12 protein-coding genes are annotated in these 14,037 nt (G+C 62.1%); all 12 read left to right on the top strand.

Annotated features, from left to right (window positions below; translation table 11 throughout):
- Window positions 1-210 precede the first annotated feature (210 nt).
- Complete coding sequence (locus O987_RS23740; protein WP_043375167.1) at window positions 211-1,332, top strand: CobW family GTP-binding protein; 1,122 nt, start codon at window positions 211-213, stop codon at window positions 1,330-1,332.
- 253 nt (window positions 1,333-1,585) lie between these two features.
- Window positions 1,586-2,329: an RNA polymerase-binding protein DksA gene (dksA, locus tag O987_RS29305; RefSeq protein ID WP_003051237.1), complete on the top strand. Its 744-nt coding sequence runs from the start codon at window positions 1,586-1,588 to the stop codon at window positions 2,327-2,329.
- Between the two features lie 46 nt (window positions 2,330-2,375).
- Window positions 2,376-4,103, top strand: coding sequence for an STAS domain-containing protein (locus O987_RS23730; protein WP_003051241.1), 1,728 nt, complete (start codon window positions 2,376-2,378; stop codon window positions 4,101-4,103).
- A 98-nt stretch (window positions 4,104-4,201) separates the two neighbouring features.
- Window positions 4,202-4,747, top strand: coding sequence for an ATP-dependent protease subunit HslV (gene hslV, locus O987_RS23725; RefSeq protein WP_003051248.1), 546 nt, complete (start codon window positions 4,202-4,204; stop codon window positions 4,745-4,747).
- A gap of 77 nt (window positions 4,748-4,824) precedes the next feature.
- Window positions 4,825-6,144 carry an ATP-dependent protease ATPase subunit HslU gene (hslU, locus tag O987_RS23720; RefSeq protein WP_003051251.1) on the top strand — a complete coding sequence of 440 codons (1,320 nt, stop codon included), beginning with the start codon at window positions 4,825-4,827 and terminating at the stop codon, window positions 6,142-6,144.
- A 355-nt stretch (window positions 6,145-6,499) separates the two neighbouring features.
- Complete coding sequence (mraZ, locus tag O987_RS23715) at window positions 6,500-6,928, top strand: division/cell wall cluster transcriptional repressor MraZ (protein ID WP_003051254.1); 429 nt, start codon at window positions 6,500-6,502, stop codon at window positions 6,926-6,928.
- 9 nt (window positions 6,929-6,937) lie between these two features.
- Entirely contained in the window at window positions 6,938-7,867 is a 930-nt protein-coding gene (rsmH, locus tag O987_RS23710) for a 16S rRNA (cytosine(1402)-N(4))-methyltransferase RsmH (protein WP_003051257.1), read from the top strand.
- A gap of 43 nt (window positions 7,868-7,910) precedes the next feature.
- The gene (gene ftsL, locus O987_RS23705) at window positions 7,911-8,192 is read left to right on the top strand and encodes a cell division protein FtsL (RefSeq protein WP_003051263.1); all 282 of its coding nucleotides are present in this window, start codon (window positions 7,911-7,913) and stop codon (window positions 8,190-8,192) included.
- On the top strand, window positions 8,189-9,937 hold the full coding sequence (locus O987_RS23700; RefSeq protein WP_003051266.1) for a peptidoglycan D,D-transpeptidase FtsI family protein: 1,749 nt from the start codon (window positions 8,189-8,191) through the stop codon (window positions 9,935-9,937). Before ftsL ends, O987_RS23700 begins: the two co-directional genes overlap by 4 nt.
- Window positions 9,934-11,439 carry a UDP-N-acetylmuramoyl-L-alanyl-D-glutamate--2,6-diaminopimelate ligase gene (locus O987_RS23695; RefSeq protein ID WP_043375163.1) on the top strand — a complete coding sequence of 502 codons (1,506 nt, stop codon included), beginning with the start codon at window positions 9,934-9,936 and terminating at the stop codon, window positions 11,437-11,439. Before O987_RS23700 ends, O987_RS23695 begins: the two co-directional genes overlap by 4 nt.
- Complete coding sequence (locus O987_RS23690; RefSeq protein ID WP_043375160.1) at window positions 11,436-12,863, top strand: UDP-N-acetylmuramoyl-tripeptide--D-alanyl-D-alanine ligase; 1,428 nt, start codon at window positions 11,436-11,438, stop codon at window positions 12,861-12,863. The genes O987_RS23695 and O987_RS23690 overlap by 4 nt, the downstream gene beginning before the upstream one ends.
- Complete coding sequence (gene mraY, locus O987_RS23685; protein WP_043006060.1) at window positions 12,854-14,032, top strand: phospho-N-acetylmuramoyl-pentapeptide-transferase; 1,179 nt, start codon at window positions 12,854-12,856, stop codon at window positions 14,030-14,032. The genes O987_RS23690 and mraY overlap by 10 nt, the downstream gene beginning before the upstream one ends.
- Window positions 14,033-14,037 lie beyond the last annotated feature (5 nt).

The following is a 14,037-nucleotide window of genomic DNA, read 5'->3' as shown; positions in this document are numbered from 1 at the left end:
AGTCATTTTTTGATAGCTTGAAGCGGTTATTGGGGAAGCGTTTGAGTTTCATTTTTAATGAAATATATGCCGCCCCTGCTGACCGTGCGCGCTTGAAAGCGCCGCTACACTCCCCAGCTGTTATCACCGGAGCGCGCATAGGGATGCGCCGCCCAGGTGTTTTTTGGACAGCCGCATGTGGCGGCTGGCCGCAGCAAGAGGTTTCAACGCATGGCTCTCATTCCAGTCACCATCCTCACGGGCTTTCTGGGCTCGGGCAAGACCACGCTGCTCAAGCGCGTGCTGCACGAATCCCACGGCATGAAGATTGCCGTGATCGAGAACGAATTCGGTGAGGAGAACATCGACACCGATATTCTCAAGACCGAGTCGAAAGAACAGATTCTGCAGATGAGCAACGGCTGCATCTGCTGCACCATCCGTGAAGATCTGCGCGAGGCCTTGCAACTGCTGGCCGCCAAGCGCCGCAAGGGACAGGTGGACTTCGACCGCATCGTGATCGAGACCACCGGTCTGGCCGATCCCGGTCCCGTGGCCCAGACCTTCTTCATGGATGACGAGATCGCAGAGACCTATCTGATCGACTCCATCATCACTCTGGTGGATGCCAAGCATTCCAACCAGCAGCTCGACGATCGTCAGGAAGCGCGCCGCCAGGTGGGCTTTGCCGACCAGATGTTCCTGTCCAAGACCGATCTGGTGACGGACGCGGAAAAAGAGGCTCTGATCCATCGCCTCAAGCACATGAACCCGCGCGCGCCTATTCGCGCCGTACATTTTGGCGATGTGCCCCTGAGCGAAGTGTTCGACCTGCGTGGCTTCAACCTGAACGCCAAGCTGGATATCGACCCCGACTTTCTCAAGGAAGAGGGTCACGAGCACGATCATCATGACCACAGTGCCTGCGACCATGACCATGGCCAATGCGAGCACGATCATGACCATGGACACCAGCATGACGAGCATTGCGGCCACGACCACCATGACCACGAACATGGCGAACACTGCAATCACCCGCACCACCATCACCACGACGATGATGTGAAGAGCTTCGTCTACCGCGCCGATCGCGCGTTCGACCCCGCCAAGCTGGAAGACTTCCTGGGCGCCATCGTCAATATCTACGGCCCCAAGATGCTGCGCTACAAGGGCGTGCTTGACATGAAGGGCACCAGCCGCAAGGTCATCTTCCAGGGCGTGCACCAGCTCATGGGCAGCGATCTGGGCCCGGAGTGGGAAGCCGACGAAAAGCGTGTAAGCAAAATGGTCTTCATCGGTATCGATCTACCCCAGGACATCCTCCGCCAGGGACTGGACCAATGTCTGGTGTAAACCCTGAGTTTGCCTGCCGTTTTGGCGAAAGCTAACGGGTTGCTGACAATCACTGACGGCCTGCCAAGCAGGCCGTTTTTTTGTCTGTTATTTCTCGCAAACTGCTCGAAACAGGCGCAGGCTTTGTTGCAAATTGTGGGGTATGTGCAACGGAGACGGGCAGGGGTGACTTGCGTGGCTACAATGCCGCCCCTAAAGAGGGTGTTGGAGCAATCCGGCCCGGCAAGGGCTCTGTACTGTAAGGAGACAGGACGTGACCGCTGTGAAAAGTAAACCGCCCAAGGCTGCAGTCAGGACTGCGGCAGAGGCTGTGCACACCCGCAGCGTCGAGACCTCTTTGGTGGACGCCGCGTTGGACAACCCGGTGCTGGCACCTGCAGCAACGGAAAACTCTTCCAAATCGTCCAGATCCAAGCGTTCTGCATCGCCTCCTGCGCGGCAGCCTGAAACAGATGTTCCGCTCGTGGCCGCTTCGGCAGCCAAGGCAGCGGCAACCATGAGAGATACGAAAGCAATGACCAACACAAAGCAAGCTGTGCCCAAGAAAGACCCCAAGCTGGCCAACGCCTGGAAGACCAAGTCGGTAGAGGAGCTGACCGATGCTGAAGTGCTGGCCATGTCCGATGACGATTACATGAACGACGCACAGCTGGCGTACTTCCGTCGCAAGCTGGTCGCGCTCAAGAACGACATGCATGTGAATGCCGGTGAAACCGCAGAAAACCTGCGTGAAGACACCGTGGTGGTGCCCGATCCCGCCGATCGCGCCACCATCGAGGAAGAGCATGCTCTCGAGCTGCGCACCCGCGACCGCGAGCGCAAGCTGCTCAAGAAGATCGACCAGTCCATCGCCCGCATTGATGCCGGCGACTACGGCTACTGCGATGAAACCGGCGAGCCCATCGGCGTCGGTCGACTGCTGGCGCGTCCCACGGCTACACTGTCGCTGGAAGCCCAGCAGCGCCGTGAGCTCAAGCAGAAGATGTACGGCGATTGATCTGCGTCAGGTGTTGGTGGGGCAGCAGGCAGCAAACTAGAGGACCATGGTGAAAGAAGAAAACAAATCGGGAGGGCTGCTGTCCAAGGTGGCGCGTTTTGTGCGTCACCCGACCGTGAACTGGTCCGATTTGGAGAATCTCAACCAGGACAGCGAGGAAAGCCAGTACAGCAAGCAGGCGCTCAAGGAAATGCTGGAGCGCAAGCGCCAGAACGACTTTGTGCGCAAGCGCGAGTTTGAGCAGCTGCGCAAGCTGCGTCAGGCCCAGTTGTCCAAGGCGGCGCTGAGCGCCAGGGCTCCCCTCGATACGCCCACACCGCTGGCGGCGTCCTCTTTTTTGCATACCGCCCAAAGCTCCGTCCCCGGCGAGCGCGCGGAGACCATCAAGAAGATCGACGAGATCGAAGCGCAGATGGCCCAGCAATGGTGGCGCGGCAAGCAGGCCGCCGATGCCGCGACCATGCCGTTGCAGCTGCCCGAGGAGGGGAACACCATGCCTTCGGTGTTCAAAACCCAGCCGCCTTCGATCAGCACCCTGCCTTTGCTGCAGGATGTGTTGCCCAGCGACATCAAGCTGCCGCCGTCGGGCGGGCAGGGCCATCCGGTGGGCATGCCTGGCCTGCGTGGCGAGACGGATTTTTCCCCGGGGTTTGCGACGACCGAAGTTTCAGCCCCGACCGATATCAATATGGTGCCGCCATCCTTTGCGCGCTTCGAGCACGACGCCGCGCTGGAGGATGCCGCGATTGTGTTTGCCAGCGGTGATAACGCTGCGGCAGAGGCCTGTCTCAAGGCCTTGATTGCCGAGCGCGCCCAGGATACGCCAGCGCAGTTGCAGGTCTGGCTGGCCTTGCTGGATATGTACCGTGCGGCTGGCATGCAGGCCCGTTTCGAAGACGCGGCCATGGACTTTGTGGCGCGCTTCGGGCGCTCGGCCCCGCAGTGGTTTGTGATGCCGCAGCAGGCAGGCCGACTCAGCGAAACCCCGTCGGATGCCGCTGCAGCGTCGACAGGCCTGCGCTGGCAGGCGCCGGTGCAGCTGGATGAATCCGGCTTCAAGGCCTTGCTGGCCAACAAGGCGCGCAGCGTCGGCGGTGCAGTCATGGACTGGAGCGCTCTGGAAGGCTTTGGCTCCGGCGTCCAGAAACCGCTGCTGGATGCGGCGCAGCGCTGGGCTGGCGAAAAAGGATCTCTGGTTTTTGCCGGTCACGAGAGATTGCTGGCGGTGCTCAGCAAGCACACCCCGTCCGGTGACCGCTCTGTCGATCAGGACTGGTGGTATTTGCGTCTGGCCATGCAGCGTCTGATGCATCTGCAGGACGAATTTGAGCTGACGGCGCTTGACTACTGCGTGACCTACGAGTTGTCGCCCCCCTCATGGGAAGATCCGCTGTGCGCGTATGCGAATGAAGGGCAGGCGCAGAACCAGCGCCCGCAGGACAGCCGGCTTCTGGGGCCGGATACGCTTCAGCCCGGCATGCTGTGGAAAGAGCACAAGCCACGTTTTGCGCTGCAGGGCGTGATCGACGGCGACGCCTTGCCCTGGCTGGCCGAAGTGCAGGAGAAGGCCAAGCTTGGCGAAGCCATCGCGATTGACTGTATGCGTCTGGTGCGCATGGACTTTGCGGCAGCCGGCTCGGTGCTGAACTGGTCGGCTCAGATGCAGGAGCTGGGTCATGTGCTGCAGTTCAGCCAGCTGCATCAGCTGCTGGCGGTGTTCTTCAATGTCGTGGGCATTCAGGAGCACGCCCAGGTACTTCCAAGGCGGGATTAGTCGGCTTGAGCCGCCTTGCAGCGCTCCGTGCTTGCGCGCCTGCAATTTCTTTTGCTGACGCTCTTGAGGTTGCCGCAGGCAGCCCCCATCTGCGGCGGATGGAACAGTTTCACGGCACCACCATTTTGAGCGTGCGCCGCCAGACTCCCGAGGGCGTGCAAGTCGCCATCGGCGGTGATGGTCAGGTCACATTGGGCAACATCGTCATCAAGGGCACGGCGCGCAAGGTGCGCAAGCTCTATCACGGCAAGGTGCTGGCGGGTTTTGCGGGGGCCACCGCAGATGCCTTCACGCTGTTCGAGCGCTTCGAGGCCAAGCTGGAAAAGCACCAGGGCAATCTGACCCGCGCCGCGATCGAGCTGACCAAGGAGTGGCGTACCGACCGTGTGCTGCGCAAGCTCGAAGCCATGCTGGCAGTTGCCGATGCAACGACCTCGCTCATCATCACCGGCAATGGCGACGTTCTGGAGCCCGAGCAGGGCATCGTGGCCATCGGCTCCGGCGGTGCCTATGCGCATTCCGCCGCCAAGGCCTTGCTGAACAATACCGAGCTGTCGGCTGAGGATGTGGTGCGCAAATCCCTGGCGATTGCCGGCGAGCTGTGCATCTACACCAATATGAATCACACGATCGAGACGCTGTAAGCACCTCGACTATCCGAATTGATAGCTGCTGGCGCTTTATGGATGGGCGCTAGAGGCATATTTGACTGAGAATTCACATGTCTTCTGCCATGACTCCCCAGGAGATCGTCTCCGAGCTGGACAAGCACATCGTCGGCCAGCACGGTGCCAAGCGCGCGGTGTCGATTGCCTTGCGCAATCGCTGGCGCCGCCAGCAGGTGCCCGAGGGCCTGCGCCAGGAAATCACGCCCAAGAACATTCTGATGATCGGCCCCACGGGCGTCGGCAAGACGGAGATCGCCCGCCGCCTTGCAAAGCTCGCCGATGCGCCCTTCATCAAGGTCGAAGCAACCAAGTTCACCGAGGTGGGCTATGTGGGCAAGGATGTGGACGCGATCATCCGTGATCTGGCCGAGGTTGCCGTCAAGCAGACGCGCGAGTCGGACATGAAGAAGATGCGTGCCCGCGCTGAGGATGCCGCCGAGGAGCGCATTCTCGATGTGCTGATCCCGCAGGCCCGCACCGGCGAAGTGCCGGCCGACAACACGGCGCGCCAGGTTTTCCGCAAGAAGCTGCGCGAAGGTCAGCTTGACGACAAGGAAATCGAGATCGACATCGCCGAGCAGATGCCCCAGGTTCAGATCATGGGACCCCAGGGCATGGAGGAGATGGCCGAGCAGTTGCGCGGCATGTTCAGCCATATGGGCCAGGAAAAGCGCAAGACGCGCAAGCTCAAGATCGCCGAGGCCTTGAAGCTGCTGACCGATGAGGAGGCGGCCAAGATGGTCAACGAGGAAGACGTCAAGACCCGTGCCATCGCCAATGCCGAGCAAAACGGCATCGTCTTCATCGATGAAATCGACAAGGTGGCGACGCGCCAGGAAACCAGCGGCTCCGACGTCTCGCGCCAGGGCGTGCAGCGCGACCTGCTGCCGCTGGTCGAGGGCACCAGCGTCTCGACCAAGTACGGGGTGGTCAAGACAGACCACATTCTGTTCATCGCTTCGGGCGCTTTCCATCTGTCCAAGCCCAGCGACCTGATTCCCGAGCTGCAGGGACGCTTTCCCATTCGCGTGGAACTGGAATCTCTGTCGGTTCAGGACTTCGAGGCGATTCTCATGCAGACTCACGCCTCCCTGGTCAAGCAATACCAGGCGCTGCTGGCGACCGAAGGCGTGACCCTGGAGTTCAAGCCCGAGGGCATTACGCGTCTGGCGACGATTGCCTTTGACGTCAACGAGAGTACCGAGAACATCGGTGCGCGGCGCCTGTCGACCGTGATGGAGCGTCTGCTTGACGAAGTCAGCTTCGATGCGGCCAAGCTTTCGGGCCAGACCGTGGTCATCGATGCGGCCTATGTCGATCAGCGCCTGCAGGTGCTGAGCAAGGATGAGGATCTGTCGCGCTTCATTCTTTGAGGAGCGCAGCGCTTGAAACCAGCTGCCCGCCTGTGCGGGCAGTTTGCATTTGTAGGAGAAGGTCGAGACTTCAATCAGTTCTTTCCATTGAATTGAATGGTTGCAATTGACGCCACCTAATGAGAGTCCACTTGCATTGACTTTGCTAAGTGCTTGTAAAGGAAAGGTATTTTCGGAATAAGGCTTTTCTTTTTCTCTCTAAGTGCTTGATTTCATTGCAAATAATTGTTCCTTCGGGTTTGGAATCACCTGAAATTGCTGCTACAGTGCAAAAAAGTGCAATTAAGTGGTGAAAGCTGCCCTCGCGCCCTATTTCTGGGGAGTGAGTGGCTCCAGATGACCGGAGTAACCAGCCGTGTTTCAAGGGGCGTCTTCGCTGAATCTCGATGGAAAGGGGCGGCTTTCAGTGCCGACCCGGCATCGTGACGCCCTTTTGTCCTTGGCTGAGGGGCAGGTCACTTTCACCAAGCATCCCGATGGCTGTCTGTTGCTGTTTCCGCGCCCCGAGTGGCTGCAGTTTCGCGAGCGTGTCGCGCAACTGCCCATTACGGCTCAGTGGTGGAAGCGGATTTTTCTGGGCAATGCCATGGATGCGGAGATGGATGCAACCGGTCGGCTGCTGATTTCGCCCGAGTTGCGTGAGGCCACAGGTCTGACCAAAGAGGTCTTGATGCTGGGCATGGGGGCGCATTTCGAGGTCTGGGACAAGGCCACTTATGAAATGCGCGAAGCGGAAGCGCGCCAGCAACCGATGCCGGCGGCTTTCCAGGATTTTGTTTTGTAGGAAGTGCTTGTGAATCAGCCGTTGCAACATATCACCGTCTTGCTGGACGAGGCAGTGGACGCCCTGCTGGGTGGTGCCGCTGAGCCGCCTGCCGGCCAGTGGGTCGATGCGACGTTCGGTCGGGGCGGTCATTCTCGGCTCATTTTGCGAAGGCTGGGGCCGGACGGGCGTCTGATTGCGTTCGACAAAGACCCGGACGCAATTGCTGAGGCGGCGCGCATCACCGATGCGCGTTTTTCGATTCGGCATGAAGGATTTCGCCATCTGAGCGAGCTGCCCGAAGGCAGTGTGCAAGGGGTGTTGATGGACCTGGGCGTGAGCTCGCCCCAGATCGACAACCCGGACCGGGGCTTCAGCTTCCGCTTTGATGGCCCCCTCGACATGCGCATGGACACCACGCGTGGTCAAAGCGTTGCCGAGTGGCTTGAAGACGCGGAAGTGCAGCAGATTGCGGAGGTGATACGTGACTACGGCGAAGAACGGTTTGCTGGCCCCATTGCAAAGGCGATTGTTGCTAGGCGCGAAAGCCAGGGCCCATTACGCACCACTGCCGAGCTGGCCCAACTCGTGGCTGGCGCGGTCAAGACCCGCGAGGCTGGGCAGAACCCGGCAACACGGACCTTCCAGGCTCTTCGGATTTTCATCAATGCCGAACTTCAGGAGCTTGAGCAGGCGCTAGAAGCCAGTCTGCGCGTGCTGGCGCCAGGCGGACGCTTGGCCGTGATCAGCTTCCACTCGCTGGAAGATCGCATCGTCAAGCAGTTCATTGCCAAGCATTCCAAGGAAGTCTACGACCGCCGTGCGCCGTTTGCTCCCCCTACACCGATGCGGCTGAAGGCGCTGGAGCGCATCAAGCCCAGTGCTGCCGAGGTGGCTGCCAATCCGCGCTCGCGCTCTGCTGTGATGCGCGTCGCCGAGCGCACCGAGGTGCCTGCATGATGCATCGCCATGCCGCCTCGAGCATGGCTGCGGGAGGGCTGCCATGCTGCGCATAAACCTGCTGCTGCTGCTGGCGGTCATGACCAGCGCCATTTTTCTGGTGCATACCCAGTATGAGTCGCGTCGCCTGTTCACCGAGCTGGACCGCGCCGAGGCAGAGGCGCGTCGTCTGGCGACCGACCAACTGCGCCTGCAGGTGGAAAAGCGTGCTCAGGCCACGCCTCAGCGCATCGAGACCTTGGCGCGCGAAAAGCTGCAGATGAAGCCCGCTTCGCCCGCGATCACCCAGTATGTGCAGGAATCTGCTGCGGGAGCGGCGCGATGACACGCAGCGTGCTCTACACCACCAGTCCACTGCTGGCCTCCAAGACGCCGCTGTGGCGCAGCAAGTTCATCGTGGCTGCGCTGGCGCTGGGCTTTGTGGGCCTGGGCGCGCGTGCCGCCTATGTGCAGGTGTTCGGCAACGACTTCTTCAAGCGCCAGGGTCTGGTGCGCTTTGCGCGTACCCTGGAGCTGCCGGCCAACCGTGGCCGTTTGCTGGATCGCAACGGCCTGATCCTGGCATCCAGCGTGCCGGCGGCCAGCATCTGGGCCATTCCGGAAGATGTGGATCTGAAGGATCCCGACGTGCAGCAAAAGCTCAAGGAGGTGGCGCGTCTCATGGACATGCCGCTGCGCTCCCTGATGGAGAAGCTGGATGTCGAGGACAAGACCTTCGTCTGGGTCAAGCGTCAGCTGGACTGGGACGTGGGCCAGAAGATCGTGGCGCTCAATATCAAGGGCATCTACAACCGCAAGGAATACAAGCGCCAGTATCCCGAAGGAGAGTCGGCTGCGCATATCGTGGGCTTCACCAATGTGGAAGACCATGGTCAGGAAGGCATGGAGCTGGCCTTTGACAAGGAACTGGCGGGGCGGCCCGGTTCGCGTCGCGTGATCAAGGACCGCCTGGGCCGTGTGGTCGAAGGCGTGGGCGAGGAGGTGCCGCCCCAGGATGGCCAGGACATTCAGCTGTCCATCGACAGCAAGGTGCAGTACTACGCCTACCAGAAGCTCAAGCAGCAGGTGGAGTCGCAAAAAGCCAAGGCCGGCAGCGTCGTGGTGATGGATGCGCACACCGGCGAGCTGCTGGCCCTGGCGAACTATCCCAGCTATGACCCCGGCCACCGCAAGAACCTGACGGGCGAGCAGCTGCGCAATCGCGCGCTGACCGACACCTTCGAGCCTGGCTCGACCATGAAGCCCATCACCATTGCCACGGCACTGGAGCTCAGGCGCGTCAAGCCGTCCACCATCATCGATACCTCACCCGGCCGCTATACGGTGACGGGTTCCACCATCACCGACACGCACAACTACGGCGCGCTGACGGTGGAGGGCGTGATCCAGAAGTCCAGCAACGTGGGTGCAACCAAGGTCGCGCAAAGGCTGTCGCCCCAGGAGATGTGGGAGTACTTCAGCGCTCTGGGCTTTGGCCAGAAGCCGCAGATTCAGTTTCCGGGCGCGGTCTCGGGGCGTCTGCGTGCCTGGAAGACCTGGAAGCCCATCGAGCAGGCCACCATGTCCTATGGCTATGGCCTGTCGGCCTCGTTGTTCCAGATGGCGCGCTCCTATACCGTGTTCTCCAACGAGGGCAATGTCATTCCCTCGACGATTCTGAAAACGACCGAGCCTCCCGTGGGAGTGCGCGTGATCTCCAAGGAAAACGCCGAGGCGGTGCTGCACATGCTGCGCATGGCTGCAGGCCCTGGCGGTACCGGCCAGAAGGCCCAGGCCGAGGGCTACACCATCGGCGGCAAATCGGGCACTGCCCGCAAGCAGGTGGGCAAGAGCTATGCCGCGGGCAAGTACCGTGCCTGGTTCACGGGCATCGCCCCCATCGACAAGCCGCGCATTATCGTGGCCGTGATGGTGGACGAGCCTACGGCCGGTTCCTACTACGGCGGCACGGTGGCCGGTCCCGTGTTTGCGGACGTGGTCCAGCAGACATTGCGTTTCATGGGCGTTCAGCCCGACAAGGAAGTCAAGCCTCAGATCGTGGCTGCACCCGCTGAGGAGCCTGTGCTATGAGCACCCCCATTCAAATCCTGAACAATGCAGCCGAGGCCGTCGCCTGGCTGCGCAGCCGCGTGCAGGGTGAGCTGCAGACCGATAGCCGCAAGGTCAAGGCCGGCGATGCCTTTGTCGCCTGGCCCGGTGCTGCCACCGATGGCCGGGCCTATGTGGGCCAGGCCCTGGCCCAGGGCGCCGCTGCCGTGCTGGTGGAGGCCGATGGCCTGCAGGCCTTTGATCTGAGTGGCGACCGCATTGCCGCGCTCAAGGGGCTGAAGGCCGCCACGGGCCTGATTGCCGACCAATGGTTTGCGCATCCCAGTGGCGAGCTCGACGTGCTGGCCGTGACCGGCACCAATGGCAAGACCACCACCGCCTGGTGGCTGGCACATGCGCTCTCGAAAGTGACGTTGAACACGCGCACCGGTTGTGCGTTGGTCGGCACCCTGGGTGTGGGCGTGCCGCCTGCATTGGAGTCGACGGGCATGACCACGCCGGATCCGGTGCTGCTGCAGCGTGCGTTCCGCAGCTACGCCGACCAGGGCCTCGCGGCCTGCGCTATCGAGGCTTCGTCCATCGGCATCGTCGAGCACCGCCTGGACGGCAGCAAGATTCGCGTGGCGCTGTTCACCAATTTCACGCAGGACCACCTGGACTACCACGGCAGCATGGATGCCTACTGGCAGGCCAAGGCCCAGCTGTTCGACTGGCCCGGCCTGCCGACGGCCGTGGTCAACATCGATGACGCACACGGCGCCAGGCTCTGGGCCAGGCTGCAAGGCCGCGCAATGGATGTGTGGAGTGTCTCCATCCAGGGGCCGGCGCGCCTGCAGGCCAAGGACATCGGTCTGGGCGACGAGGGTCTGAGCTTTACCGTGCTGGAAGCCGGGCACAGCCTGCGCATGAATACGCGTCTGGTCGGTCAGTACAACGTCTCCAACCTGCTCGGGGTACTGGCCGCCCTGCGTTGCCTGGGCCTGACGCTGGAAGAGGCTGTGGCTGCCTGCGCCCATCTGGAACCCGTGCCCGGTCGCATGCAGCAGATCGTCAAGCCCGGCCAGCCTCTGGTGGCCGTGGACTATGCCCATACTCCCGATGCACTGGAGAAGGCCTTGCGCGCCCTGCAGCCCGCCGCCCGGCAGCGCCAGGGCAAGCTGTGGTGCGTGTTCGGCTGCGGCGGTGACAGGGACAACAGCAAGCGCCCGTTGATGGGACAGGCCGCCCAGGCGAATGCCGACGGCGTTTTCGTCACCAGCGACAACCCGCGCAGTGAAGTGCCCGAAAGCATCATCGACCAGATTCTGGCCGGCATGCAGGCGGGCGAGACATTGCATGTTCAGGCCGACCGCGCGGCGGCCATTGCCCAAGCCATTGCCCGTGCCGATGCGCGCGATGTGGTGCTGATTGCCGGCAAGGGACATGAGGACTATCAGGAGACGAAGGGCGTGCGCCATCCGTTCTCCGACATGGCTGAGGCGCACAAGGCGCTCGCAGCCCGCGAAGGAAAGATTCGGTCATGATGACCCTGGCAAAAGCGCTGGAGCTGATCCAGACGCATATCCCCCAAGCCCGCCTGGTCGGCAACGGCCAGCTGGAGCTGGCACGCGTGCACACCGATACGCGCACGCTGCAGGACGGGGACTTGTTCGTGGCACTGAAGGGCGAGCGTTTTGACGCCCATGATTTTTTGTCCCAGGCGCAGGCCGCAGGTGCCGTGGCTGCTGTTGCCAGCCACGGACTGGGGACCGCAGGCATGGCCGGCATCGAAGTGCCGGACACCCTGCTGGCGCTGGGTGCTCTGGCGCGGGCCTGGCGTGCGCAGTTCGATCTGCCGCTGATTGCCGTGACCGGCAGCAATGGCAAGACCACGGTCACGCAGATGATTGCCTCCGTCCTGCGCGCGCACGTGGGCGCGCAGGGCGAGGCAGCGCTGGCCACGCGCGGCAATTTCAACAACTCCATCGGCATGCCGCTGAACCTGCTGCGCATGACGGGCGCGCATCGTATTGCGGTGCTGGAGATGGGCATGAACCACCCCGGTGAGATTGCCGAGCTGGCCGCCATCGGCCAGCCCACGGTGGCCCTGGTCAACAATGCCCAGCGCGAACACCAGGAGTTCATGGGTACGGTGGAAGCCGTGGCGCGTGAAAACGGCTCGGTGCTGGGCTTTCTGCCCCGGGACGGCGTGGCCATCTTTCCCGCTGGCGATACGTACACCCCGCTGTGGACGGAGCTGGCCGCCGGCCGCTCCTGCCTGATGTTTGGCGAGGCCGTTGCCGGTGCCCAGGTTTTTGCCAGCGATGTGGTCTGGGCCGACGGCGCCTGGAGCTTTGCACTGAACACGCCGCAAGGCGTGGCAGCCGTGCAGCTGCATATTGCCGGCCGCCACAACGTGCGCAACGCACTGGCCGCGGCTGCCTGCGCCCATGCCGCCGGTGTGTCTCTGGCGGCCATTGCGAAGGGACTGTCCGGCTTCGAGCCCGTGACCGGCCGTTCGCGCGCGCTGGCCGTGCAGGTCAATGGCCAGGGCGTCACGGTGGTTGATGACAGCTACAACGCCAACCCCGATTCGGTGGCCGCCGCCATTGCCGTGCTCGCCGAGCTGCCTGCGCCGCAGTTGCTGGTGCTGGGCGATATGGGCGAGGTCGGCGACAACGGCCCGCAGTTCCATGCCGAAGCCGGTGCACTGGCGCGGCAGTCCGGGATTGCCCAGGTCTTTGCTCTGGGCGAGCAAAGCGCGTTTGCGGCCTCTGCCTTCGGCAGTGGTGCTAGGCATTTTGATAGCATGGCCGCCCTTGAGCAGGCGGTGTGCGCAGTTTTACCCAAGGTAGGTAGCGTTTTGGTCAAGGGTTCGCGGTTCATGAAGATGGAGCAAGTGGTGCAGAGCGTTGAAGCCTGCGCAGACAACAAGCAGGGCAACTGCGGGGAGGCCGCATGCTGCTGATGCTGGCTCAATGGCTGCAAGGGCTTTCGCCGGATTTCGGCTTTCTGCGCGTCTTTCAATACCTGACGCTGCGTGCCGTGCTGGCCGCCGTCACCGCCTTGCTGATCGGCCTGATCGTCGGCCCCAGGGCGATTCGCATGCTGACCGCACTCAAGATCGGTCAGCCCGTGCGCGGCTACGGCATGGAGACCCATCTGGTCAAAAGCGGCACGCCCACCATGGGCGGCGTGCTGATTCTGTTCTCGATTGCCGTTTCCACCCTGCTGTGGTTTGACCTGTCCAACCGCTTTGTCTGGATCGTGCTGCTGGTCACGCTGGGCTTCGGTGCGATTGGCTGGGTGGACGATTGGCGCAAGGTCGTCAACAAGGACCCCGAGGGCATGCGCTCGGGCGAGAAGTATTTCTGGCAGTCCGTCATCGGCCTGCTGGCCGCTCTGTATCTGGTGTTCTGCATTTCCGAGAACAACAACGCCGAGGTTTTCGGCCTGTTCATCTCCTGGGTGCAGTCGGGCTTTTCCATGGACCTGCCCCCCAAGGCCGGCCTGATGGTGCCCTTCTTCAAGGAGGTCAGCTACCCGTTGGGCGTGCTGGGCTTCATCGTCATGACCTATCTGGTCATCGTGGGCGCCAGCAATGCCGTGAACCTGACCGACGGCCTCGATGGCCTGGCCATCATGCCCGTCATCATGGTCGGCACGGCCCTGGGCATCTTTGCTTATGTGACCGGCAATGCCACCTATGCGCGCTATCTGCTGTTTCCCAGTATCCCCGGAACGGGCGAACTGATGGTGTTCTGCGGCGCCATGGCGGGTGCCGGTCTGGCTTTTCTCTGGTTCAACGCACACCCCGCCCAGGTCTTCATGGGCGACGTGGGCGCACTGGCGCTGGGCGCCGCTCTGGGCACGATCGCCGTGATCGTGCGCCAGGAAATCGTGCTGGCCGTGATGGGCGGCATCTTTGTGGCAGAAGCCATCTCGGTGATGCTGCAGGTGACTTACTTCAAGTACACCAAGAAGCGCTATGGCGAGGGCCGTCGCCTGCTGAAGATGGCACCGCTGCACCACCACTTTGAAAAGAGCGGCTGGAAGGAGACCCAGGTCGTGATCCGCTTCTGGATCATCACCATGCTGCTGTGCCTGCTGGGCCTGTCCACCCTGAAGCTGAGGTAGTCGCC

The organism is Comamonas testosteroni TK102, from assembly GCF_000739375.1.
Lineage (GTDB): Bacteria > Pseudomonadota > Gammaproteobacteria > Burkholderiales > Burkholderiaceae_C > Comamonas > Comamonas brasiliensis.
Note: the sequence above shows the minus strand (reverse complement) of the source record. Positions and strands in the feature narration are given on the sequence as shown.

Excerpts from the sequence above, each read along its gene's own strand:
- O987_RS23695 (WP_043375163.1), top strand. The coding sequence starts at position 9,934 with ATGAGCACCCCCATTCAAATCCTGAACAATGCAGCCGAGGCCGTCGCC.
- ftsL (WP_003051263.1), top strand. The coding sequence starts at position 7,911 with ATGCTGCGCATAAACCTGCTGCTGCTGCTGGCGGTCATGACCAGCGCC.
- O987_RS23700 (WP_003051266.1), top strand. The coding sequence starts at position 8,189 with ATGACACGCAGCGTGCTCTACACCACCAGTCCACTGCTGGCCTCCAAG.
- mraY (WP_043006060.1), top strand. The coding sequence starts at position 12,854 with ATGCTGCTGATGCTGGCTCAATGGCTGCAAGGGCTTTCGCCGGATTTC.
- hslU (WP_003051251.1), top strand. The coding sequence starts at position 4,825 with ATGTCTTCTGCCATGACTCCCCAGGAGATCGTCTCCGAGCTGGACAAG.
- O987_RS23690 (WP_043375160.1), top strand. The coding sequence starts at position 11,436 with ATGATGACCCTGGCAAAAGCGCTGGAGCTGATCCAGACGCATATCCCC.
- O987_RS23740 (WP_043375167.1), top strand. The coding sequence starts at position 211 with ATGGCTCTCATTCCAGTCACCATCCTCACGGGCTTTCTGGGCTCGGGC.
- O987_RS23730 (WP_003051241.1), top strand. The coding sequence starts at position 2,376 with ATGGTGAAAGAAGAAAACAAATCGGGAGGGCTGCTGTCCAAGGTGGCG.
- hslV (WP_003051248.1), top strand. The coding sequence starts at position 4,202 with ATGGAACAGTTTCACGGCACCACCATTTTGAGCGTGCGCCGCCAGACT.